The sequence below is a fragment of the Mesorhizobium sp. M2C.T.Ca.TU.002.02.1.1 genome, from assembly GCF_003997225.1.
In genome coordinates, this window is record NZ_RZTO01000312.1 from 1 (window position 1) to 6,480 (window position 6,480).

5 protein-coding genes are annotated in these 6,480 nt (G+C 64.7%); 2 read left to right on the top strand and 3 right to left on the bottom strand.

Going from position 1 to position 6,480, the window contains the following annotated elements; genetic code table 11:
- The 3 genes from EOD07_RS17610 to EOD07_RS17620 form a co-directional block, all read right to left on the bottom strand.
- A partial coding sequence (locus EOD07_RS17610) for a xanthine dehydrogenase family protein subunit M (protein WP_164772314.1) occupies positions 1-714 on the bottom strand: 714 nt, incomplete at its 3' end.
- A gap of 12 nt (positions 715-726) precedes the next feature.
- Positions 727-3,075, bottom strand: coding sequence for a xanthine dehydrogenase family protein molybdopterin-binding subunit (locus tag EOD07_RS17615; protein WP_127236373.1), 2,349 nt, complete (start codon positions 3,073-3,075; stop codon positions 727-729).
- A 106-nt stretch (positions 3,076-3,181) separates the two neighbouring features.
- Positions 3,182-3,682 carry a (2Fe-2S)-binding protein gene (locus EOD07_RS17620; RefSeq protein ID WP_041011799.1) on the bottom strand — a complete coding sequence of 167 codons (501 nt, stop codon included), beginning with the start codon at positions 3,680-3,682 and terminating at the stop codon, positions 3,182-3,184.
- Between the two features lie 265 nt (positions 3,683-3,947).
- Here EOD07_RS17620 and EOD07_RS17625 point away from each other — a divergent pair, with 265 nt between their 5' ends.
- Together EOD07_RS17625 and EOD07_RS17630 are read left to right on the top strand one after the other, a co-directional pair.
- The gene (locus EOD07_RS17625; RefSeq protein ID WP_127236374.1) at positions 3,948-5,132 is read left to right on the top strand and encodes an FIST N-terminal domain-containing protein; all 1,185 of its coding nucleotides are present in this window, start codon (positions 3,948-3,950) and stop codon (positions 5,130-5,132) included.
- A gap of 3 nt (positions 5,133-5,135) precedes the next feature.
- A complete protein-coding gene (locus EOD07_RS17630) occupies positions 5,136-6,470 on the top strand; it encodes a hybrid sensor histidine kinase/response regulator (protein WP_127236375.1) in 1,335 nt (444 codons plus the stop codon).
- The last annotated feature ends 10 nt before the right edge of the window (positions 6,471-6,480 follow it).

The following is a 6,480-nucleotide window of genomic DNA, read 5'->3' on the forward strand; positions in this document are numbered from 1 at the left end:
CATCAGCCCCTTTGCCGGCACTTTGAGGCCGCCGAGCGCCGCGGCGTCGAAATTCTTCGCCAGCGCCGCCTCGATTTCCTTGGAGCGGAAAACGCCGTCCTCGCCGGCGCCGGTCACCGCCGCCCTCACTCCGTCCTTGCCCTTGGTCACGAACACGCCGACGATGGCGTAACGCGAAGCCGGATTGCGGAACTTCTGGTAGGCCGCCTTGGCCGGCGCGGTGAAGCTCACCGCGGTGATGATCTCACCTTCCTTCAGCGCCGTCTCGAACAAGCCCTTGAAGAATTTGTCCGCCGCGATCTCGCGCTTGTTGGTGATGATCGTCGCGCCCAGCGCCAGCAGCGCAGCCGGATAGTCGGCCGCCGGATCGTTGTTGGCGATCGAGCCGCCGATCGTGCCCCTGTGACGCACGGCCGGGTCGCCGATCAAGGAAGCCATATGCGCAAGCGCCGGGCAGGCCTTCCTCAGCTTCTCGTCGGTGGAGACATCGTAATGCGTTGTCGCGGCGCCGATGGTGACCGTCTTGCCGGACACCTTGACGCCCTGCAGGTCCTTCAGCCGCGAGACATCGACGAGGTCCGAAGGTGACGCAAGCCGCGTCTTCATGGCGGGGATCAGCGTCATGCCGCCGGAGAGCAGCTTGGCGTCGCCGTTCTTCAGCAGCTTGGCGGCGTCGGCGACGGAGGAAGCGCGATGGTAATTGACCGAATACATACTCGTTCCTCCTCAGTGCTTCTTGGCGTGGATGGTCGCCCACACCGTCGCGGGCGACGCCGGCATGGCGATGTCGACGACGCCGAGCGCGTCGGTGATGGCGTTGATGACCGCCGGCGGCGAACCGATGGCGCCGGCCTCGCCGCAGCCTTTGACGCCGAGCGGATTGCCCGGGCATGGCGTGTTCGAGGTCGAGACCTTGAAGGACGGCAGGTCGCCCGCGCGCGGCATGGTGTAATCCATGTAGCTCGCCGTCAGAAGCTGGCCGCTGGCGTCGTAATGCGCGCCTTCCAGCAACGCCTGGCCGACGCCTTGGGCGATGCCGCCATGCACCTGCCCTTCGACGATCATCGGATTGATGATGTTGCCGAAATCGTCGGCCGCGACGAACTGGATGATCTCCGTCAGGCCGGTCTCCGGATCGATCTCGACCTCGCAGATGTAGCAACCGGCCGGGAAGGTGAAGTTGGACGGATCGTAGAAGGCCGTCTCCTTCAGCCCGGGCTCCATGCCCGCCGGCAGATTGTGCGCGGTGTAGGAGGCAAGCGCCACCTGGAACCAGGGCAGGCTCTTGTCGGTGCCCGCGACCTTGACCTCGCCATTCTCGATGACGATGTCGCCCTCGTCCGCTTCCAAAAGGTGCGCGGCGATCTTCTTGGCCTTGGCCTCGACCTTGTCGAGCGCCTTGACGATAGCCGACATGCCGACGGCGCCGGAACGCGAGCCGTAAGTGCCCATGCCCATCTGCACCTTGTCGGTGTCGCCATGCACGATCGAGACCGAGTCGATCGGCACGCCGAAGCGCTGGGTGACAAGCTGCGCGAAGGTCGTCTCATGGCCCTGGCCATGGCTGTGCGAGCCGGTGAGCACCTCGATGGTGCCCACGGCATTGACGCGCACCTCCGCCGATTCCCAGAGGCCGACGCCGGCGCCGAGCGAGCCGACCGCCGATGACGGAGCCAGGCCGCAGGCCTCGATGTAGCAGCTCATGCCGATGCCGCGCAGCTTGCCTTGCTTGGCGGCGTCGGCGCGGCGCTTGGTGAAGCCGGCATAGTCGGCGGCCTTCATCGCCGCTTCGAGCGATGCGTTATAATCGCCCGCGTCATAAGCCATGATCACCGGCGTCTGATGGGGGAAGGACGTGATGAAGTTCCGGCGTCTGAGTTCCGCCGGCGACACGCCAAGCTCGCGCGCCGCGGTTTCCATCATGCGCTCGAGCACGTAGGTGGCCTCCGGCCGCCCTGCCCCGCGATAGGCATCGACGGGCGCGGTGTTGGTGTAGACGGCGCGCACATTGGCGTGGATCGCCGGGATGTTGTACTGGCCCGACAAGAGCGTCGCGTAGAGATAGGTCGGCACGCAGGACGAGAACAGCGACATGTAGGCGCCGAGATTGGCGATGGTGTCGACCTTGAGGCCGGTGATGCGGTTGTCCTTGTCGAAGGCCATCTCCACCGTCGACACATGGTCGCGGCCATGCGCGTCCGAAAGGAAGCTTTCGGTGCGGTCGGCGACCCATTTGACCGGAACCCCGGTCTTCTTCGATGCCCACAGGCAGACGATCTCTTCCGGATAGATGTAGATCTTGGAGCCGAAGCCGCCACCGACATCCGGCGCGATCACGCGCAGCTTGTTTTCCGGAGCGACATTGTAGAAGGCGCTCATCACCAGCCGCGCGACATGCGGGTTCTGCGACGTCGTCCAGCAGGTATAGTGGTCCTCGGCCTTGTCGTAGTGCCCAAGCGCCGCGCGCGGCTCCATCGCATTCGGCACCAGCCGATTGTTGACGATCTTCATGCGCGTGACATGGGCCGCCGACTTGATCGCCGCGTCGGTCGCCTTGCCGTCCCCGAGCTCCCAGTCGAAGATCAGGTTATTCTCGGCCTCGGCATGGATCTGCGGCGCGCCGGGCTGGATGGCCTTCGTGGCATCGACCACCGCCTTCAGTTCCTTGTAGGTGATCTCGACCGCCTCTGCTGCGTCGCGCGCCTGGCCCTTGGTATCGGCGACGACGACGACGACCGCGTCACCGACATAGCGCACCTTGTCGACGGCCAGGGGCGACCAAGCGCCCATTTTCATCGGCGTTCCGTCCTTGGAGTGGATCATCCAGCCGCAGATCAGATTGCCGATGCCATCGGCCTTGAGCTCCTTGCCCGTAAGGACGCCAATGACGCCCGGCATCGCTTGCGCCCTCTTCACATCGATCTTCTTGATCTGCGCATGCGCGTGCGGGCTGCGCACGAACACGGCATGCTTCATGCCGGGCACCACCATGTCGTCGACATAGCGGCCGCCGCCGGTGATGAACCTCTTGTCTTCCTTGCGCGCCACGCGGGCGCCGACGCCTTCGATACCCATGGGAAATTCCTCCTCCGGAATTCGGTAAATGGTGAATTGTAAAATGGTGAATGGTCGAACGAGCCAGCCAACGGCTCTATTCACCATTCACTATTCACCATTCACTCTAAGCGGCCTGTTTCGCCTTGCCCTTGGCGCCCTTCGCCATCGTCTCCGATGCGGCGAGGATCGCCTTCACGATGTTGTGGTAGCCCGTGCAGCGGCAGATATTGCCTTCGAGCTCGGCGCGCACCGTCGCCTCGTCCAGGCCCTCCGGATGGCGCGCGATCATGTCGGTCGCCGTCATGATCATACCGGGCGTGCAGAAGCCGCATTGCAGTCCGTGATGTTCCTTGAACGCGGCCTGCACCGGATGCAGCTCCGCGCCGTCCGCCAGTCCCTCGATGGTGACGATGGTCGAGCCGGACGCCTGCGCGGCGAGCATCGTGCAGGATTTCACCGCCTTGCCGTCGACATGCACGACGCAGGCGCCGCATTGCGATGTATCGCAGCCGACATGCGTTCCGGTGAGGCCCAGGTGCTCTCGCAGGAAATGCACCAGCAACGTTCGGTCTTCGGCGCTCCCGCTGACCCGTTTCCCGTTCACAGTCAACGACACGTCCGACATACAGCCCCTCCCTGGGTATTAACCTTGGTCCTCGCCTGCCGACGCCGCGCTCGTGCTTCGGCAATACGTTATTCACGCACCGTACAACGGGCAAAACAGGCCTGCCAGCGCCGGTTCCATTGTACTTTCGATCATGGCAAAAGCTATGTGCAGCGCAGCAACCCGCCCCATTGCCAAAACCGGGATTGAAGGCAAAGATGCCTTCGACGCGAAGCGTGCCTGACAGGCATAAGAAAAGACACGCACAAAACAGCGTTGGAGGAAATTGCGGAGGAGGCAGCTGGCCAGTTCGAGCACACGCTATGCATCGGGCCTTTCGGCGCTCACCACGGATGAGCCCGACCCGGATTCCTTTGCCCGGGCCATCGCGGCGGAAGCGGCGATCGTCGATGCCGGCTTCGCGCTTCTGTTCTTCTCCCAGAGCCTGGTCGACGCGGCTGCGCTCGCGCAGGCGCTGAAGGTCCACGCGCCGTCGCTCGCCTATGCCGGCTGCTCGACCGCCGGCGAAATCACGCCGCAGGGGCTGGAGGAAGGGCATGCCCTTGCCCTGCTTTTGCCGTCGGCGTCGTTTTCGATCGTCAGCACCACGGTCGAAAACCTCTCCTCCTCCGGCATGGATGGAATCACCGGCGAGGTCGTGGAACTGCGGCGCCTGCTGCAATCCCGCGCCGGCCGGGAGCGGGCGAAGAGCGTCTTTGCCCTCTGCTTCATCGACGGGCTTTCCTATGCCGAGGAAGCGGTGACCTCGGCCATCCATTGGGGGTTGGATGACATCCCGCTGATCGGCGGCTCGGCGGGCGACGACCTGAAATTCGAGACGACCAGCCTGATCTCCAACGGCAAGGTCACGTCCGACAGCGCCATCATCGTGCTGGTCGCGACCGAGATCCCTTTCCACGTCTTCAAGACCGATAATTTCATTCCGACCGACGAGAAGCTGGTGGTGACGGCATCCGACCCCGACCATCGCATCGTACGCGAATTCAACGCCACCAACGCGGCGGAGGAATACGCGGCCTCCGTCGGCACCGTGGCTCAGGCGCTGACGCCGCTAAGCTTCGCTTCCCATCCCGTCGTGGTGAAGGTGGCCGGCGAATATTACTGCCGTTCCATCCAGCGTATGCATGTCGACGGCTCGCTGTCGTTCTTCTGCGCCATCGACGACGGTGTCGTCCTGTCCATAGCCCAGCCGAAGAACATGGTGGAGGCGACACGCGCCGCGTTGGAGGACGCCGAACGAAAGGTCGGCGGCATCGACATGATCCTGGGCTTCGACTGCGTGCTGCGCCGGCTCGATGCGCGCAACCGCCAGGTCTATCGTGAAATTTCGGAACTCTACCGGACCAAGAAGGTCATCGGCTTCGGCACCTATGGCGAGCAGTATCGCTCCATGCACCTCAACCAGACCTTTACCGGCATCGCCTTCGGCGAGCGCCAGGCGGCCGAGTGAGAGATGCCGCTACGCGACATAAACGACCTCGAAAGGCTGAAGAAGATCAACGCGGCCCTTCTCAGCCGCGTCGAGCGTTCGATGGACCAGCAGGGCAACGCCTTTTCGCTGTTCCAGACCGCCATCTCGCTGGAAAACCGGGTGCGCAACCGCACCGAGGAACTGCACGCCACGCTGCGCAGGCTCGAGCAGTCGAACATCGACCTCGTCGCCGCCAAGGAAACGGCCGAGCTGGCGAACCTTTCCAAGACCAGGTTCCTCGCCGCCGCCAGCCACGACGTGCTGCAGCCGCTCAACGCCGCGCATCTGTCGGTCTCGGCGCTGGCCGAGGTCCAGACCAGCGAGGAAGGCCGCAAGCTGGTGCGCCAGGTCGAGCGCTCGCTGGAGACGATGGAAGACCTCTTGCGCACCCTGCTCGATATCTCCAAGCTCGACGCCGGTGTGGTGCAGCCGGAAATCGTCGACATCAGCCTGGAGACGCTGTTTTCCTCGCTGCGCTCGGACTTTTTGCCCGAGGCGGAAAAGAAGGGCCTGTCGCTGAAATTCCGCCCGGTCAATGTCGTCGTGCGCACCGACCGCACGCTGCTCAGGCGCATCCTGCAGAACATCCTCTCCAACGCCCTGCGCTACACCCGCTCCGGCGGCGTGCTGGTCGGCACCAGGCATCGCGGCGATACCATCCGCATCGACGTCGCCGATACCGGCTGCGGCATTGCCGAGGACCAGCGCGAGGCGGTGTTCGAGGAATTCCACCGCGGCACCGCGACGCTTGCCGATGCCGGGCTCGCCGGCGGGCTTGGCCTCGGCCTCGCCATCGTGCGCCGCATGGCCGCCGCGCTCGGCCACCCCGTGACCTTTTCCTCGAAGGTCGGACGCGGCACCATCTTCCATATCGACGTGCCGGTCGGCATGGCAGCCGAACCGGTGGCCGCCATCGCCGACATGGAGCGCCCGCGCGGCTACGGCCTGTTCGGCACCAGGGTGCTTTTGGTCGAGAACGACATGGACGTGCTCTCCGCCATGACCTCGCTGCTCGAGCGCTGGCAATGCCAGGTGCGCGCCGCCACCTCGACCGACGATGCGCTCGACCTGCTCGGCGACACCGCCTGGGTGCCCGACATCGTCATCGCCGACCAGCATCTCGACGGCGGCGACCTCGGCACCGCGACGATCGCCGACGTGCGCGACTATCTCGGCCGCCCCGTGCCGGCGCTGATCGTCACCGCCGACGGCTCCGAGCTCGTCGCCAAGGCGGCGCGGGCCGCCGGCATAGAGCTGATGCGCAAACCGCTGAAACCGGCGCAACTGCGCGCGCTGCTGGCGCATTTGTTGGCGTGAGAGGCTATCC